The organism is Olivibacter sp. 47 (assembly GCF_030372825.1).
In the GTDB taxonomy this organism is placed as follows: domain Bacteria; phylum Bacteroidota; class Bacteroidia; order Sphingobacteriales; family Sphingobacteriaceae; genus Olivibacter; species Olivibacter oleidegradans.
This window is the reverse complement of sequence record NZ_JAUCNR010000001.1, coordinates 5,417,312-5,433,860: the sequence shown is the minus strand read 5'-3', so window position 1 is coordinate 5,433,860 and position 16,549 is coordinate 5,417,312. Positions and strand designations below refer to the sequence as shown.

At 40.1% G+C, this 16,549-nt stretch carries 11 protein-coding genes and 2 pseudogenes; 8 read left to right on the top strand and 5 right to left on the bottom strand.

Translation table 11 applies throughout. From position 1 onward, the window contains the following. Window positions 1-119: 119 nt before the first annotated feature. Entirely contained in the window at window positions 120-1,295 is a 1,176-nt protein-coding gene (locus QT327_RS23570; protein WP_289554155.1) for an amidohydrolase family protein, read from the bottom strand. Window positions 1,296-1,471: 176 nt separating this feature from the next. Between QT327_RS23570 and rlmN the strand changes: the two genes are divergently transcribed. Both rlmN and QT327_RS23560 read left to right on the top strand, forming a co-directional pair. After that, a complete protein-coding gene (gene rlmN, locus QT327_RS23565) occupies window positions 1,472-2,527 on the top strand; it encodes a dual-specificity RNA methyltransferase RlmN (protein WP_041387983.1) in 1,056 nt (351 codons plus the stop codon). Between the two features lie 145 nt (window positions 2,528-2,672). Continuing rightward, window positions 2,673-3,362 carry a ComF family protein gene (locus tag QT327_RS23560; RefSeq protein ID WP_289554154.1) on the top strand — a complete coding sequence of 230 codons (690 nt, stop codon included), beginning with the start codon at window positions 2,673-2,675 and terminating at the stop codon, window positions 3,360-3,362. 278 nt (window positions 3,363-3,640) lie between these two features. Here the strand turns inward: QT327_RS23560 and glyA are convergent, their stop codons facing one another. Further along, window positions 3,641-4,912, bottom strand: coding sequence for a serine hydroxymethyltransferase (glyA, locus tag QT327_RS23555; RefSeq protein ID WP_013664432.1), 1,272 nt, complete (start codon window positions 4,910-4,912; stop codon window positions 3,641-3,643). A 154-nt stretch (window positions 4,913-5,066) separates the two neighbouring features. Next, complete coding sequence (locus tag QT327_RS23550; protein WP_289554153.1) at window positions 5,067-5,819, bottom strand: segregation and condensation protein A; 753 nt, start codon at window positions 5,817-5,819, stop codon at window positions 5,067-5,069. Window positions 5,820-6,813: 994 nt separating this feature from the next. On the opposite strand from QT327_RS23550, the gene dxs reads away from it, so the two are divergent. Continuing rightward, a complete protein-coding gene (dxs, locus tag QT327_RS23545; protein ID WP_289554152.1) occupies window positions 6,814-8,742 on the top strand; it encodes a 1-deoxy-D-xylulose-5-phosphate synthase in 1,929 nt (642 codons plus the stop codon). A gap of 154 nt (window positions 8,743-8,896) precedes the next feature. Further along, window positions 8,897-10,648: an aspartate--tRNA ligase gene (gene aspS, locus QT327_RS23540; RefSeq protein WP_289554151.1), complete on the top strand. Its 1,752-nt coding sequence runs from the start codon at window positions 8,897-8,899 to the stop codon at window positions 10,646-10,648. A gap of 48 nt (window positions 10,649-10,696) precedes the next feature. On the opposite strand, the pseudogene QT327_RS23535 reads toward aspS, so the two are convergent. Together QT327_RS23535 and mutY are read right to left on the bottom strand one after the other, a co-directional pair. Beyond that, window positions 10,697-11,141, bottom strand: a pseudogene (locus tag QT327_RS23535) (single-stranded DNA-binding protein). Between the two features lie 12 nt (window positions 11,142-11,153). Further along, window positions 11,154-12,212: an A/G-specific adenine glycosylase gene (mutY, locus tag QT327_RS23530; protein WP_130854753.1), complete on the bottom strand. Its 1,059-nt coding sequence runs from the start codon at window positions 12,210-12,212 to the stop codon at window positions 11,154-11,156. A gap of 694 nt (window positions 12,213-12,906) precedes the next feature. Between mutY and QT327_RS23525 the strand changes: the two genes are divergently transcribed. From QT327_RS23525 to QT327_RS23510, 4 genes and pseudogenes are all read left to right on the top strand, one after another. Further along, complete coding sequence (locus QT327_RS23525; RefSeq protein ID WP_013664426.1) at window positions 12,907-13,191, top strand: HU family DNA-binding protein; 285 nt, start codon at window positions 12,907-12,909, stop codon at window positions 13,189-13,191. Window positions 13,192-13,219: 28 nt separating this feature from the next. Continuing rightward, window positions 13,220-14,062, top strand: coding sequence for a tetratricopeptide repeat protein (locus QT327_RS23520; protein ID WP_130854754.1), 843 nt, complete (start codon window positions 13,220-13,222; stop codon window positions 14,060-14,062). Between the two features lie 349 nt (window positions 14,063-14,411). Next, window positions 14,412-15,965 (top strand): Rne/Rng family ribonuclease, encoded by a 1,554-nt coding sequence (locus tag QT327_RS23515; RefSeq protein WP_013664424.1) that lies wholly within the window; start codon window positions 14,412-14,414, stop codon window positions 15,963-15,965. A 205-nt stretch (window positions 15,966-16,170) separates the two neighbouring features. Beyond that, window positions 16,171-16,549, top strand: a pseudogene (locus QT327_RS23510) (DNA repair protein RadA); the annotation flags it as partial.

Here is a 16,549-nt window from a genome sequence, read left to right as displayed (position 1 = left end):
ATACTTCTTAAGGACAGTCGAAACTGTATGTTACAAATGTGCAATTTTTTTGTAAATCAACTTGTCTCTTTTCCATAGGATTAATTATGCCGAATAGCAATTAACAGAAAATGAATGCTTTAGATTAAGGGCGTAACGGTTGAGTTTTCGCTCAGTTTTAGCCCTTGCGCGTGACTGATGAGGTTAAGGCCAGGTTTTTTGCCCTTTTCTAGACTGCCGTATTGGTGATCAATACCTAAGTATTTGGCGCCATTAAGCGTTGCCCACTTTAAGGTATCCTCAAGTTTTAAATGCGGGAAATGAGCGTGCAGTGTTAAAAGCTCCGATAAAATGCATAACTTATCGTTAGAAGCTAAACTGTCTGTGCCTAGCGTAATGGGACTGTCCTGATTCAGAAATAGGTCGATTTTTGGCAGCCTGTTTTCGATATACAGATTGGCATTAGGGCATAGACACCAGGTCACGTTTCCTGCAAAACGATCCACAAAAAAAATATCTTTCATGTTTGTGTACGTGTTATGAACAAACATAACGGGTTGCCGCTTTGGTAATAGAGGAACGATGGTTTGAATAGAATCCCTGGCTTGCGCCTTGAAGAAGCCAATATCTCGGTTTAACTTTCGATAAAAATCAATAAATTGCCCTGACTTATAGCGATAAAGCTTGTTCTCCTCTTCGCTTTCCTGATTGTGGATACTGAGCAGATTGGTTTCGGGTTTATGAAGTTGTTTTAAAAACCTGAAAATTTCTTTACATACCGAATAAGGGGCATGCGGTGTGATGGAAGACGGTAGCCCGTCGAATGATTCACAGAGCGCTAAGCCATCTCTAAACACTTCTTGCGCTTTTTCCGGTTCAAAGCACAGAATTTCTATAAAGGTATGGTAATAAAGGCTGCTTTTCTCCTTTGTTTCTTTTGAAATAGCACGGTTTGCAATATCACCAACCGCCACAATACCATTCCTTTTCATTTCCGAGTCGGCAGATTGCATGGCCTTTACAACTTCCTTCTCGTTTGCATTCCGTTGCCCAATAACAGCTTCGATGAAAGGAATTAGCCCAGTGCCTTTGGCGAATTTACCCTTCAGATGGGAAAGTTCTAAATGACAGTGCGTGTTGATAAATCCCGGAGTAATAATACCCTTATGTTTCGTAATGGTTTTATCCGATATTTCTTTTGCTCCTGATTCATAAACACCTATAATTTCACCGTTCTCGTCCACCCCAATGATACCATTATGAATGGGTTTTGCAGAAACGGGAAGAATATAGTCTGCCGAGTAATAATTTACCATGACATCTGAGGTTCACTAAAAATATGAAGAATTCGTCTACTTTTTTTAATAATTACGGGCAATGTTAGCAAAAAATATGAAATTAACGAAATTTGTTTCACGCTTTAACACACTTGTATAACAAAGGATTATATGTTTTTGTGTTAAAAAAGCGGTATATTTGCACCGTGAAAAACATGGGAAAGAAAGTAGATATCAGATCGTTAAGCCTTGAACAGTTGAAGGAAAGTTTACTCGCTTTAGGCGAGCAAAGTTTTCGTGCAAAGCAAATTTTTGAGTGGTTATGGATGAAGTCGTGCGTAGATTTCGATAATATGACCAATCTTAGCAAAAAGTTACGCGATTCGCTGAAAGAGAATTTTATAATCAACGCTGTTCGCATCGATAAATCCCAATACAGTGCTGATAAAACCATAAAGAGCACGTTTAAGCTTTTTGACAATAATATTATTGAAGGTGTTTTAATCCCTACTCCCGATCGGATGACTGCCTGCGTCAGCTCCCAGGTGGGTTGCAGTTTAACATGCAAATTCTGTGCAACGGGATATATGGATAGAAAGCGGAACTTAAATGCAGACGAAATTTACGATCAAGTTGTTTTAATCAATAAACAGGCAGAAGAAAACTATTCGATCCCCCTAAGTAATATTGTTTATATGGGAATGGGTGAGCCGCTACTTAATTATGCCAATGTTTTAAAATCTATCGAACGGATTACAGCTCCTGATGGACTGAATATGGCAGCAAAAAGGATAACTGTTTCAACTGCCGGAATAGCCAAAATGATTAAGAAGTTGGGAGACGATCAAGTGAAATTTAATTTAGCCCTCTCCCTTCATGCAGCGAATGACGCAAAAAGAAATGAAATCATGCCGATTAATGAGCAGAATTCGTTAAAGGCATTGGCCGAAGCGCTAAAATATTATTTTGCCAAGACAAAAAATCCCGTTACTTACGAATACATCGTTTTTAACAATTTTAACGACGAATTGGAAGATGCAGCAGAATTGGCGTCCTTCTGCAAACACCTGCCTTGTAAAGTTAACATCATTGAATATAATCCCATCGCCTTTGCAGATTTCGAGAATGCGGAAGGGGATAAAATTGATCGCTTTGCGGCGTTTCTTAGAAAAAGAGGTATAACCACCAATGTCAGAAGAAGCCGGGGCAAAGACATTGACGCTGCATGTGGACAGTTAGCTGTTAAAGAAAAACAAGAACAATTGATGTAAGTTTAAAGCTCCGAGAGAAAGTTTTAACTAACCGATGGCCAAAGCTGATACGATCATGTATTAATAGCTGCGCATACAAAATAGTAAGGTTGTCAAAGCGGGAAGCCAAGTGCGATTGATGGTCTTATGGCATTAATTATAGCCTATGATGATCCGGTATTTTCAAGCCCTTGTATCATTACTATATCCCGAATTATGTGCGGGCTGTAAGCGATCGCTGTATGAACACGAATCGCTTATTTGCACCCATTGTCTCTATCATTTACCAATTACAAATTTCCATCTCGATCCGGCAAATGCTGCAAGCAAACAATTGTGGGGTCGGGTTCCGTTACAGGTGGTTTCTTCCTATCTTTATTATGTAAAAGGATCCACTGTTCAAAACATACTGCACCATTTAAAGTACTTCAATAAACCGGAAATAGGAAATATGCTGGGTAAACGGTATGGCGAACTGTTATACTGCTCCACTTTTCGGCATGTTGATCTCATCGTTCCGGTACCTTTGCATCCTAAAAAGCTAAAGAAAAGAGGATACAATCAAAGTGAGTTTTTTGCAAAAGGACTGAGCGAAAGCTTTAAAGTTCCGATAGAAACAGGAAATCTAATTCGACATACTCGCACAGAATCACAAACAACAAAAAGACGTTATGAACGTTACGAGAACATGAAAGAAATATTTGAAGTACTTAAACCTCAAACCTTTCAAGACAAACATATCTTGCTGGTGGATGATGTGCTAACAACAGGTGCTACCATTGAAGCCTGCGCTTATAAACTCTTGGAAATAGCTGGTGTACGTGTTAGTGTAGTGACGCTAGCCTATACCAAATAAACGTGATGGAGTTCTTCGGTCTATCATTAGAATAACATTATACTTTCTTCGTATTAACCATACTATTAATAAGGGGTTGAAAAAGGGTTGATAAGGAGTTAACAAAGGGTTAGTAAAGGTTTTATCTAGGTTAACCCCCCACTAATTCTTTATTATTACTAAATGAATACTTATTTAATGGTAAGATATGTATTGATTAATGTCGAAGTTAAGCCAACAAAAACGGGCATTCACATTGAATGCCCGTTTGTTAATTTTACGACAGATGATCTTACTGTCTATTTATATAAAGGAAATTTTGCCATTAATTGAAGCACTTCTTCATGAACCGCATCAAGCACGGCTTCGTCTTCCGGCGCGTTAATAACGCGATCAATGAATTCAACGATTTGTACCATTTCGGTTTCTTTCAGTCCTCTAGTTGTTATGGCCGCTGTTCCCATACGGATACCTGATGTAACAAATGGTGATTTGTCATCAAACGGCACCATGTTTTTGTTCGTCGTAATACCGGCTTCGCCTAATGCAGCTTCCGCTGCTTTGCCGCTGATTCCTTTGTTTCTTAAGTCAATCAACATGGAGTGGTTATCTGTACCACCTGAAATAATTTGATAACCTTTGCTAACGAAGGCATCTGCCATTGCCGAAGCGTTTTTCTTTACTTGCAAGATATAACTCATATAATCGTCGCTTAGTGCTTCACCAAAAGCCACGGCTTTAGCGGCGATGATATGCTCTAAAGGACCGCCTTGCGTACCGGGAAAAACAGCCATATCTAAAAGGGAAGACATCATTCTTATTTCACCTTTAGGAGTTTTTAAACCCCAAGGATTTTCAAAGTCTTTACCCATCATAATCATACCGCCGCGAGGTCCTCTCAGGGTTTTATGTGTCGTGGTCGTGACGATATGGCAATGCGGAAGTGGGTCCGTCAAGAGTCCACGAGCAATTAAACCGGCTGGATGTGAGATGTCAGCTACTACTAAAGCACCGATTTTATCAGCTACCTGACGAATAAAGGCATAATCCCAGTCGCGTGAATAAGCAGAAGCTCCAACAATAATTGCTTTTGGTTGTTCTCTTAACGCCGTTTCTTCTAAGGCTTTATAATCGATTAGGCCGGTTTCTTTGTCGACACCATAAAAATGAGCTTCATATAATTTACCGGAAAAATTTACCGGGGAACCATGCGTCAGATGTCCTCCATGGGAAAGATCGAACCCTAAAATTTTATCGCCCGGTTTAAGTATCGCTAAAAATACGGCGGCATTGGCCTGCGCTCCCGAATGCGGTTGTACGTTAACCCATTCGGCATTGAAAAGCTGTTTTGCGCGGTCGATCGCTATTTGTTCAATTTCGTCAACTACTTCGCAGCCACCATAATAACGCTTGCCCGGTAGTCCTTCTGCATATTTATTCGTTAATACAGAACCGGCTGCTTCCATGACCTGTTTGCTTACAAAATTTTCTGAAGCGATTAACTCAATACCTTCTTCCTGGCGTTGTAATTCTTCATTAATCAGCTCAAATATGATGTTATCTCTTTCCATTAAATATTGATATAAGTATCAGTTTTAGATAGTTGCGCAAAGATAGGGAAAATGTAGAGAATTGATAAGTGCTTTGTGCATTTATTAGCAGTTAGCTAGTTAACCACCGGCATTACCCTTTAGGTCTTAAATCTTACACCATAAACCCTATAGCTTACACCGCTTGTGCTTTCTCTTGTACCCAAAAATTGTTATATCCCAAACCTAATTGTATCTCGAGAATCTGCTGTTGAAGCATTTCCAGTATGGCTAAAAAGTTGTATACAAAATGAACCCTATTTTCAGAGTGCTGTTGAATGGCCTTAAAATCTAACTTTTGATTGATGGTTAATAGTGAGGCAATGGTTTTTTTCTGTTGTTCAATCGTATACGGATATTGTACAACAGTATGTTTTACTTCATTCGATTTGTTTAGATACGCATTCATTAATCGATCATAAACTTTCATTAATTTATATAGATCGAATGAATTCAATTCTTCTCCCGGCTCCGCCTCATTGGCTGCAATTTTGAGATTAAATGCAATGTTGCCACGCTTTTCAACCATGAAACGGTTATCTTCCAACGCTTTTAGATCTTCACAAACCGTTTTGAATTTTTTATATTCTATAAGTTTTTGTACAAGGTCTTTCTTGAGGTCAATTTCATTGCCGTCTTCATCTACTTCAGGCCGAGGTAATAGCATTTTGGCCTTAATCCGCATCAGGGTAGCAGCAACAAAAATAAATTCGCTCGCCAATTCCATGTTCAGGGCACTCATGTGGTGTATATAGCCCAAGAAATCATCTGTAATTTTAGCAATCGAAATTTCGTGTATATTAAGTTCGTCCCGCTCAATGAAAAATAGCAAAAGGTCAAAAGGACCTTCGAATTGTGGAAGCTTTATCTCAAAACCCTCTGTTTGCATGGTTCCAAAGGTACGCTTTTATTAAATATAAATTGTAACGTAGAGTAAGTGCGTTTAAAAGGAACGTTTATTTTAACTTCTTTCTTTCTTTTCATTAAGTTTTCGTTTTTTAAGGCATTCAAGCTTTCCCTAACGGGAAGGTCCGCGAAAGAAAAGAAGCAAAGAGACGACCGTAGGGAGTCCATGAGCACTTTTGAAAATAATGAAATAGTGAATAAAATCGCCGCTTCCTGCCTATCGCAGGCAGGCAAAATTTACAGGAACGGTACTGCCTCCCAGTGCTAGCTGTAAATTTTGGAGGCGGGACTTTATTAGAACGATGGGCTTTTACTTTTAACCGAACGTATTAGTTTTAGCCTTAGTATATAGCCAGTGTGTTGGGCAAAACGGCCTTGGAGGATACCGAAGCAGCGAGCAGCAAAGTATTTGCACGACTGTTCATCTTGCAATATACAAGCGGATTGAAGAAGTGAAACGGCTCCAATACGTGCTATGGATACTTTGCAATCAGGTGCAAGGTAGCCTGCATAAGCCTTGATTATTCATTTGTGTTTGTTTTAAAAGGTATTCATGAGCTCGAAGCAAGCTTCTCGGTTGTTTGGTTCTTTATGATCAAGCATAAAGAACAGATACTAAAAAAATAGATTAATAAAAAGGTTCCTTTAATATAAATACCTTCATCTGTATGTTAAAAGCGAAACCGACCAACGAGAATTCACCGAAGGTAATCTCTGGTATTAGACTTAAAGATTGATTTAGACAAAAATGAAATGTATAGCTGAAAAACAAAGCGAGTAGTTGCTTGTTGGTGAAAAATGAGCGGAACTAGCGGAAAGCTGAGATGGAACAGATCAGGAACAAAAAAAGCAGTACATAGCTAAATTGAATATTTATCCTTTACTTTGTAAACGTTTTGTTATTACCGTAATTTTGTATTTACAGGCAGAGAATGAGGACTGATTGCAGGACAAATTCTTTCAGAACCTATTTTAATATGGATTTTGAACCAGGAACGTTGCTAAAAAACATAAATAGCCCCGCCGATTTAAAAAAGCTCAGTGAGTCGGATTTAGAGAATGTTTGTAAAGAGCTACGTCAATATATTATTGATGTTGTATCTGTTTATGGCGGACATTTTGCCGCTAGTTTAGGGGTGGTGGAGTTGACGGTGGCGCTGCATTATGTACTCAATACGCCCTATGACCAATTGGTTTGGGATGTCGGCCATCAAGCCTATGGACATAAAATCCTTACTGGAAGACGAGATGTGTTTCACACCAATCGCGTATATAATGGTATCAGTGGGTTTCCTAAACGTAGTGAAAGTGAATATGATACCTTCGGCGTAGGGCATTCTTCCACTTCTATATCTGCTGCGTTAGGGATGGCGGTAGCTTCTCATTACAAGGGGGAAAATGATCGTCAGCACGTTGCGGTAATTGGTGACGGCTCTATGACAGCCGGTATGGCATTCGAAGCACTGAATCATGCCGGCATAGAGAAATCTAACTTGCTCGTCATTTTGAATGATAATTGCATGGCCATCGATCCAAATGTTGGTGCGCTAAAGGAATACTTAACGGATATTACAGTTTCAAAGCCTTATAACCGCTTTCGCGATGATATTGCTGCAGTTTTAAGTAAGATCTCCCAAATAGGGCCTGATGCGCTTGGCTTAGCCAAAAAGATAGAGAAGAGCGTTAAAGGGACTTTACTGAAAAATAGTAATCTTTTTGAATCATTAAAATTCAGATACTTCGGTCCGGTTGATGGGCACGATGTAAAACGCTTAGTTAAAATTATTGATGAACTTAGGGATATACCGGGGCCTAAACTTTTACATTGCATCACGGTAAAGGGAAAAGGTTTTGCCTTGGCGGAAAAAGATCAAACTAAATGGCACGCGCCAGGCCTATTCGATAAAATTACAGGCGAAATCAAGAAAACAGTTAGCGACAAGCCTGTAGCGCCAAAATATCAAGATGTTTTCGGTCACACCTTGGTTGAACTGGCCGAGAAAAACGAAAAAATCATGGGCATTACACCGGCAATGCCTTCGGGTTCTTCCATGAATATTATGATGAAGGCTATGCCCGATAGAGCGTTTGATGTAGGTATTGCCGAACAGCACGCGGTTACTTTTTCCGCCGGTTTGGCAACCCAAGGAATGGTGCCTTTTTGTAACATATATTCAACATTTATGCAGCGGGCCTATGATCAGGTGATACATGATGTGGCTTTGCAAAATCTAAATGTCGTTTTTTGTCTCGACCGGGCAGGTATTGCGGGTGCCGATGGTCCTACGCACCACGGTGCGTATGATTTGGCATATATGCGTTGTATACCAAATATGAAGGTAGCTGCGCCTATGAATGAGGAGGAGTTGCGCAATTTAATGTACACCGCACAAATCGAAGATATGGGGCCTTTTGTGATCCGTTATCCCCGCGGACAAGGTGTCATGCCTGATTGGAGAAGGCCTTTTAAAGAAATAACCATAGGGAAAGGACGAAAAATTTGTGACGGAGAAGATTTGGCGATATTAAGCATCGGGCATATCGGTAATGAGGTGGTAAAAGCTACCGTATCGCTTAACTCTGATGGGATTTTTCCTGCACATTACGATTTAAGATTTGTAAAGCCCTTGGATGAAGAGCTGCTGCATGAAGTGTTTCGAAAATTCAGTAAAGTAATCACAGTAGAAGACGGATGTATACAAGGAGGCATGGGAAGTGCTGTGCTCGAATTTATGGCAGATCATGGTTATCAGTCGAAAGTCGTTCGTTTGGGAATCCCCGATGAGTTTGTCGAGCATGGCGAACAGAATCAGCTTTGGGCAGAGTGTGGTTATGATGCTCAACATATTATTTTGAACGCAAAGCAACTTTCCGAAGGTCGGAAAACCAATACCATGGCGGGGTAGGGAATTAGTTAGTAGCTTATAGCCTTTAGGCATTAAGTAATGGCCATGGAACCACGAAAACGTTAATAATAAAAACTGAAACTAATAAAGGGCTGATGGCCGATTTCTGAGAGCTGACCCGCTCTAAGCCGACGCTAACAGCTAAAAACTATATATGTACAGAACACATACTTGCGGAGAGTTAACATTAGCAGATTTAGGAAAAAATATTACATTATGCGGATGGGTACAAAAGTCGAGAGATCTGGGTGGCATGACCTTCATCGATATGCGCGACCGATATGGCGTTACTCAACTGGCATTTAATGCTGATGACGATGAAGCCTTGCGTGCAAGGGCTCGGGAGTTGGGGAGAGAATATGTAATACAGGTAAAGGGAACGGTAATTGAGCGTTCCAGCAAAAACTTAAAGATCCCTACGGGAGAAATCGAAATAAAGGTAGCAGACTTGGCTGTACTGAATGCTGCGAAATTACCGCCATTTTTGATCGAAGATGAAACCGATGGCGGTGATGACCTTCGGATGAAATATCGTTATCTTGATTTACGACGTAATCCGGTACGCAATAATTTGGTGCTACGACACCAAATGGCACAGGCTGTTCGCTCTTTTCTTGATCAACAAGGTTTTTTGGAAGTCGAAACACCGGTGCTTATTAAGTCTACCCCGGAAGGTGCGCGCGATTTCGTGGTGCCAAGCCGGATGAATGAGGGACAATTCTATGCCTTACCGCAGTCGCCACAAACGTTTAAGCAGCTGCTGATGGTGTCGGGTTTTGATCGCTATTTCCAGATTGTAAAATGTTTTCGAGATGAGGACTTAAGGGCCGACCGACAGCCTGAGTTCACCCAGATCGACTGCGAGATGGCTTTTGTAGAGCAAGAGGATATCTTGAATTTGTTTGAAGAGCTAATAAGTTACCTCTTTAAAAAAGTTAAAAATGTAGAAATTGGTAAGCTTCCACGCATGACCTATGCGGATGCTATGCGTTTATATGGTTCCGATAAACCCGATACACGCTTTGGGATGCAATTTGTAGAATTGAATCCGGTGTTGCAGGGCGCGGGTTTTCCGGTTTTTGACAATGCGGAATTAGTCGTTGGTATTAAAGCGGAAGGGTGTGCTTCTTATACCAGAAAACAAATTGATGCGCTCACCGATTTTGTAAAACGGCCGCAAATAGGAGCTACGGGATTGGTTTATCTTCGATATAACGAGGATGGATCGTTAAAGTCTTCGGTAGACAAGTTTTTTAGCCAGGAGCAATTACAGGCCTGGGCGAAAGCGATGGATGCTAATTTAGGGGATTTAATATTGGTAATGGCAGGAGATGCTGATAAAACGCGGAAACAGCTGAATGAGCTTCGTTTAGAATTGGGAAACCAGCTGGGACTTCGTGATAAGAATAAGTTTTCCGCCCTATGGGTTGTTGACTTTCCGTTATTGGAATGGGATGATGATACCAAGCGCTATCATGCGATGCATCATCCTTTTACTTCGCCAAAACCCGAGGATATAGCCTTACTGGATACTGCGCCTGGTGAAGTGCGGGCCAATGCCTATGATATGGTAATCAATGGAACAGAAGTAGGAGGCGGATCAATTCGTATCTTCGAAAAAGATTTACAGCAACTGATGTTCAAACATCTCGGTTTTACACAGGAAGAGGCGCAGACGCAATTTGGGTTCTTGATGGATGCATTTACTTATGGCGCACCTCCACATGGGGGCATTGCCTTTGGTTTTGATAGATTAGTTTCCATTTTTGCAGGCCTTGATTCTATCCGCGATGTTATTGCGTTTCCGAAAAATAATGCAGGAAGAGATGTAATGATCGATTCTCCAAGCAGTATTTCGCAGGAACAGCTTGATGAATTGAAGATAGAAATAAGCGCTAAGGCTTAGGGTAAAAGGTATAGGGTACTTACGCCGCTAACCCTATACCTAAAGACCTTAAAAAGGTAGATCGTCATCCTTATTCTCATTGAAATCAACAGTGGTGGAATTTGGGTCACTGCTGTGGTCTGTATTGCTTGTTTTTTTCGCCATTGCCGGGCGATTCAAAATCGCTTTTCCTTCCCAACATGGTGAAATTTTCTGCAACAATTTCGGTCGTATAACGTTTTACTCCTTCGCGATCCTCGTACGATCGGGTTCGCAATTTTCCTTCTATATAGACCAATTTCCCCTTTTGTAAATATTTAGCTGCAACATCTGCAAGACCCCTCCACATTACAATATTATGCCACTCGGTTTGTTCGACTTTTCTTCCATCTTTATTAAAGGTTTCCGATGTTGCCAACGGAAAACTCGCAACAGATACATTGCCTTCTAAATGGCGAACCTCGGGATCCTTGCCTAAGTGTCCAACCAGAATAACTTTGTTAATTCCTGACATAGCTTATAAGTGTTAGTTGTTGCAAATAATATGGTCTCTTAAAAATGTGAAAATTAATTTAGGTTTAGCTAATGTATCTAAATCTTTTATAAAAACATAATTCCAGACCTTTTTTTTCGTCTTCAAGTGATTGAAATTTTTAATCTCTATGAAGGAAGCGTAAATATTCTGATGACTAAGCACATGTTTCTTTGGCGTGCTGATTACTTCTAATTCGCAGTCGCTGCCAAACAACTGTCGGAAAATCGAGGTTTCCTTCAATTGTACCAAATCTATCGCTATAGGATATTCTATTAATGGAAACTCATACATGTTCTCCCAAATATCTTTTGATCCTCGTTTTTGCATGGCAATCTTATCCTGATCTCTTACTATGAAATAGTAAAAGTATCTGTCTCGTGATGCTTTTCCTTTTATTTTAACAGGTAAGAAATTTACTTTGTTTTCACGCAAGGCATAACAACCGATGCTAATAGGGCAAACAGCACAGTTAGGCGACTGGGGTTTGCATTGGAGCGCCCCGAATTCCATGATCGCTTGGTTATAAACAGAAGCGTTGGCCTTGTCGAGCATCTCTTCTGCGATTTTGCTGAACAGCTTTTTCCCTTTTCCTGTATTAATCGCTTCACTTATACCAAAGTATCTTGCCAATACACGGAATACATTTCCGTCTAAAACAGCCTTTGGTTCATTAGAAGAAAAGGAAGCAATTGCGGCGGCAGTATATTCGCCAATGCCAGGTAATTTTATTAGGGAGTTATATTCTTTTGGAAAAATGCCGTCATATTGTTGCATGATTGTTTGAGCGGCTTTATGCATATTTCTTGCCCTAGAGTAATATCCTAGGCCTTGCCACAATCGCAGGATCTCACCTTCAGCTGCTTCAGCAAAGTCGCGAACCGTAGGATAGGCTGCAACAAAGCGGTTAAAGTAAGGAAGCCCTTGTTCCACACGTGTTTGTTGAAGGATGATTTCCGAAAGCCAGATAATATAAGGGTCCGTGGTATTACGCCAAGGAAGATCTCGTTTATTTTGATGATACCACTGAATAATCTCTTGTGAAAATAACATGAGGCAAAGGTAGTAAATAGGTTTTAGGCATAAGGTATTAGGTTTTAGGTGTAAGGTATTAGGCATTAGGTATTAGGCATTAGAATGTCAAAGTTAACGGCTAACCACTAATCAGCTAACACCTAAAGGCTAACAGCTAGTTTTAAGTATTAAGTTGTAAGTAATAGGTATGACCCAGGTATTAGGCATTAGGGTTTAGGGTATAAGGTAGGAGGTGTAAGGTATTAGGCATTAGGCATTAGGGGTTAGAACGTCAAAGCGAACTGCTAACCACTAATCCCTAACAGCTGACACCTAAAGGCTAACAGCTAGTTTTAAGTATTAAGTTGTAAGTAATAGGTATTGCTCAAGGTATTAGGCATTAGGGTTTAGGGTATAAGGTAGGAGGTGTAAGGTATTAGGCATTAGGTTTTAGGGGTTAGAACGTCAAAGCGAACTGCTAACCACTAATCCCTAACAGCTGACACCTAAAGGCTAACAGCTAACCCCTAAAGGCTAACCGCTACCACCTAACCGCTAATACCTTATAAATTAGCCGTATAGTTTAATTTTTTACCTTAAAGGCTTCGCTGACAGATATTTTACATAAAAATTAACGTTTTATTTTTGTAAATCATTTAAAAGCAATACTTTTGCATCCCCAAATCGATTGATCGGGTGGTAGTTAAAGAACAAACAATTAGAAGAATATAACATGACTAAAGCAGAAATTATCGCAGAGATTTCTAACAAGACAGGTTTAGAAAAAGTAGATGTACAGGAAACTGTTGAAGCATTTTTCAAAGTAGTAAAAGGAGCTATGGTGGGTGGCGAGAATGTTTACGTTAGAGGATTCGGTAGCTTCGTTGTAAAAAAGAGAGCTAAAAAAACTGCTCGTAACATTTCAAAAAACACAGCTATTATTATTCCGGAACACTTCGTTCCTAGCTTTAAACCAGCAAAAGTTTTTGTTGAGAAAGTAAAAAACGGCAATAAATAATCTGCTTTATTCGGATATATTAATAATCATGCATAAAACGAAACAAATAATAGTCATTGCGCTTGTAGTAGTACTGATGGGAGTATTGATGGCGCAACCTATTAAGGGTTTGGTTAAGCGTGATAAAGCCGAACAAGAACAGCAAACAAATACAAGTACGGAGACCGAAGCTATCAATCTAGCTTCGGTCTCCAGTGTTGCAAAGCAAGGGCTGAACGCCTCTTTGGTAAAAGAGATTACTGATCTCGAAGCGGCTTTGTCGGCCAGTAGTGGAGAAGAGCGCATAAATTTATTAAAGAAATTAGCAGGTCATTGGGACGATCTTGCAAAACCTGCTCCCTTGGGTTTCTCATACGAGGAAATCGGTAAATTAGAATCTACATACGATAATTGGTTAAAAGCCGGAGATGCCTTTACGGCTGCTTATGAAAATTTGCAGGATACACTTGTTGCTCCTGCATTAATAGAACACGCACAGCAGGCTTATCAAAAGGCGCTAGATTTAAATCCTAAAAGCTTAGACGCTAAAACCGGTTTGGGAACTGCCATTGTAAATAAAGGCGGGGCGCCTATGCAAGGTATTGCAATGTTAATGGAGGTTGTTAAAGAGGATCCTCAAAACCTAAAAGCAAATATGAGCTTAGGGATGTTCTCTATGCGCTCTCGTCAGTTTGATAAAGCCGTGAATCGATTTAAAACGGTAATTGAAATTCAACCAAGTGCTGAAGCCTGGTTTTACCTGGCTACAAGTTATGAAAATATTGGCTTGAAGGCCGAAGCTATCAAAGCTTTTCAACAAAGCAAAGCTATAGCGGCGGATCCAAGCTTATCGCAGTTCATAGACCGTAAGGTTGATGAATTGAGCAAGTAATTAAAATAATTTATTAAAACATTTAAAAAATTAAGCTATGCCAAGCGGAAAAAAAAGAAAAAGACATAAAATGGCTACTCATAAACGTAAGAAACGTTTAAGAAAAAACAGACATAAGAAAAAATAAGCGCATCTAGGCGTGCCAGTATTCGGTAGCCTGCATCTCAAGACCTGAGGTGCAGGCTATTGTGATTGTTGGCTTTTTTTTTCATTCGTAGACGGGAATATCGTTTATGTAATGTCTGTTTTTTTATTGAACAATCTTATGGTTTAACCGAAAGAATAAGGGTTTACCACCTGGATAGCTATCCATCACGCCCTTTGTATTCTTTCTAAAAGAAAGTAGCTGTTGGTAAAGGAATTAATAGTAGATTCTTCCCCGGAAACGGGGACAACTATTGCTTTACTACAGGATAAACAGCTTGTTGAGTTAAATAAAGAACAGGTAAATAATAATTATGCTGTTGGCGACATCTATTTGGGCAGAATAAAGAAAATAATGCCCGGGTTGAATGCTGCTTTTGTAGATGTAGGCTACTCGAAGGATGCTTTTTTGCATTATTTGGATCTAGGGCCACAGGTACAGTCACTCATTAAGCTTACCAAGCTAGTAAAGAATGGCAGCTATAAAGATAAGCTGCTCAATAGTTTAAAACTAGAAAAGGATATCAATAAAGCAGGCAAAATTTCTGAGATCCTAAGTCGTAACATGTTGTTGCCGGTACAGATTGCAAAAGAGCCAATCTCAACCAAAGGGCCGCGTTTAAGTTCCGATTTATCCATCGCAGGAAGGTTTGTCGTTTTGGTACCTTTTTCTGACGCGGTTTCGATTTCGAAAAAAATTAAAAGTAACACCGAGCGAAACCGACTTAAAAAGATTGTTGAGGGAATCAAACCTCAGAATTTTGGCGTTATTATCCGTACCGTTTCGGAAGGAAAAGGAGTTGCTGAATTGGAGAAAGACCTCCGAGATTTAATCACCAAGTGGGAATCCTTCACGAAACGTCTTGCTTCTACTGATCCTGCGAAAAAAATATTGGGTGAAATGGATCGGACATCCACCATTTTGCGCGATATATTAACAGACGAGTTTTCTCATATCTATATCAATGATCCGATTATTTACGAGGAGACGAAGTCTTACATTCAGGAGATTTCTCCTGATTTGGAAAAGATAGTAAAGCTGTACAAACACAAGGATCCGATCTTTGAACACTTCGGTATAGAGAAACAGATTAAAGCCGCATTTGGTAAAATTGTTAATCTGCAGGGAGGGGCTTATTTGGTTATCGAACATACGGAAGCACTGCACGTTATTGACGTGAATAGCGGAAACCGAACGGCCAACAAAGAGAATCAGGAGGACAATGCCCTCTTGGTGAATAAGGAGGCCGCCAAAGAAATAGCCCGTCAGCTTCGTCTACGTGATATGGGAGGAATCGTGGTTGTCGATTTTATCGATATGCACAAGCCAACCAACAGGAAGGAGTTGCACGACTATTTAAAGGAATGTATGGGCAACGATCGCGCTAAACATACTATTCTCCCGCCAAGTAAATTTGGATTGGTGCAGATTACAAGGCAACGTGTTCGTCCTGAAATGACAGTGGTTACTAATGAGAAATGTCCGGCCTGTGGAGGTACCGGCGAAATTCGAGCCAGTATCGTATTAATGGATGATATTGAGAGTAATTTAAGTTATGTTTTAAACGAACAAAACGAGAAGAATATTACGCTCTGCGTTCACCCATATATTGAAGCCTTCATTAAGAAAGGCTTTATGTCCAGACGCTTGAAATGGTTTTTCCGGTACGGTAAATGGATCAAAGTAAAGGCTATTTCGTCTTACTTTATGAATGAATTCCACTTCTTAAACGCCAAAGAAGAAGAAATAAAACTATAAAGAAAAAGCCTTGCTGATTAGCAAGGCTTTTTCTTTATAGTTTTCAGCCGTCGGCTATCGGCTTCCAGCTAAATAATAAATATAAAGTTGACGGCTGAATGCTGATAGCCGAAAGCTAATAGCTATCTTTAATCCCTGCATTCGGTTTAATTGATTATTAACAAAAATAAAGCTGATAGCTAAAGCTGCCAGCTCACAGCTAAATATGGCAAAAGCGAAAACAGTATATTTCTGTCAAAATTGTGGATACGAATCGGCTAAATGGCTTGGTAAATGTCCTTCCTGCAATCAATGGAATACTTTTGTAGAAGAACTGGTTGAAAAGGGTGGGAATAAAGTGCCTGACTGGAGAAGTGGCAGCGTTGTGTCGGGGGAAAGAAAGCCCAATAAAGCAGCTGTTATTCATGAGATCAACTATGAGGAAGAGGCGAGACTGAAGACCCCTGACAATGAAATGAACCGAGTGTTAGGCGGTGGGGTTGTACCTGGATCATTGGTGCTAATAGGAGGGGAGCCGGGTATCGGTAAATCAACATTAATGCTGCAACTTGCTTTAACCATACCAGGTATAAAGACATTATATG

Bases quoted from the DNA above. Each gene is read 5' to 3' on its own strand.
- QT327_RS23570 (WP_289554155.1), bottom strand. From the start codon at position 1,295: ATGGTAAATTATTACTCGGCAGACTATATTCTTCCCGTTTCTGCAAAA.
- rlmN (WP_041387983.1), top strand. From the start codon at position 1,472: ATGGGAAAGAAAGTAGATATCAGATCGTTAAGCCTTGAACAGTTGAAG.
- QT327_RS23560 (WP_289554154.1), top strand. From the start codon at position 2,673: ATGATGATCCGGTATTTTCAAGCCCTTGTATCATTACTATATCCCGAA.
- glyA (WP_013664432.1), bottom strand. From the start codon at position 4,912: ATGGAAAGAGATAACATCATATTTGAGCTGATTAATGAAGAATTACAA.
- QT327_RS23550 (WP_289554153.1), bottom strand. From the start codon at position 5,819: ATGCAAACAGAGGGTTTTGAGATAAAGCTTCCACAATTCGAAGGTCCT.
- dxs (WP_289554152.1), top strand. From the start codon at position 6,814: ATGGATTTTGAACCAGGAACGTTGCTAAAAAACATAAATAGCCCCGCC.
- aspS (WP_289554151.1), top strand. From the start codon at position 8,897: ATGTACAGAACACATACTTGCGGAGAGTTAACATTAGCAGATTTAGGA.
- mutY (WP_130854753.1), bottom strand. From the start codon at position 12,212: ATGTTATTTTCACAAGAGATTATTCAGTGGTATCATCAAAATAAACGA.
- QT327_RS23525 (WP_013664426.1), top strand. From the start codon at position 12,907: ATGACTAAAGCAGAAATTATCGCAGAGATTTCTAACAAGACAGGTTTA.
- QT327_RS23520 (WP_130854754.1), top strand. From the start codon at position 13,220: ATGCATAAAACGAAACAAATAATAGTCATTGCGCTTGTAGTAGTACTG.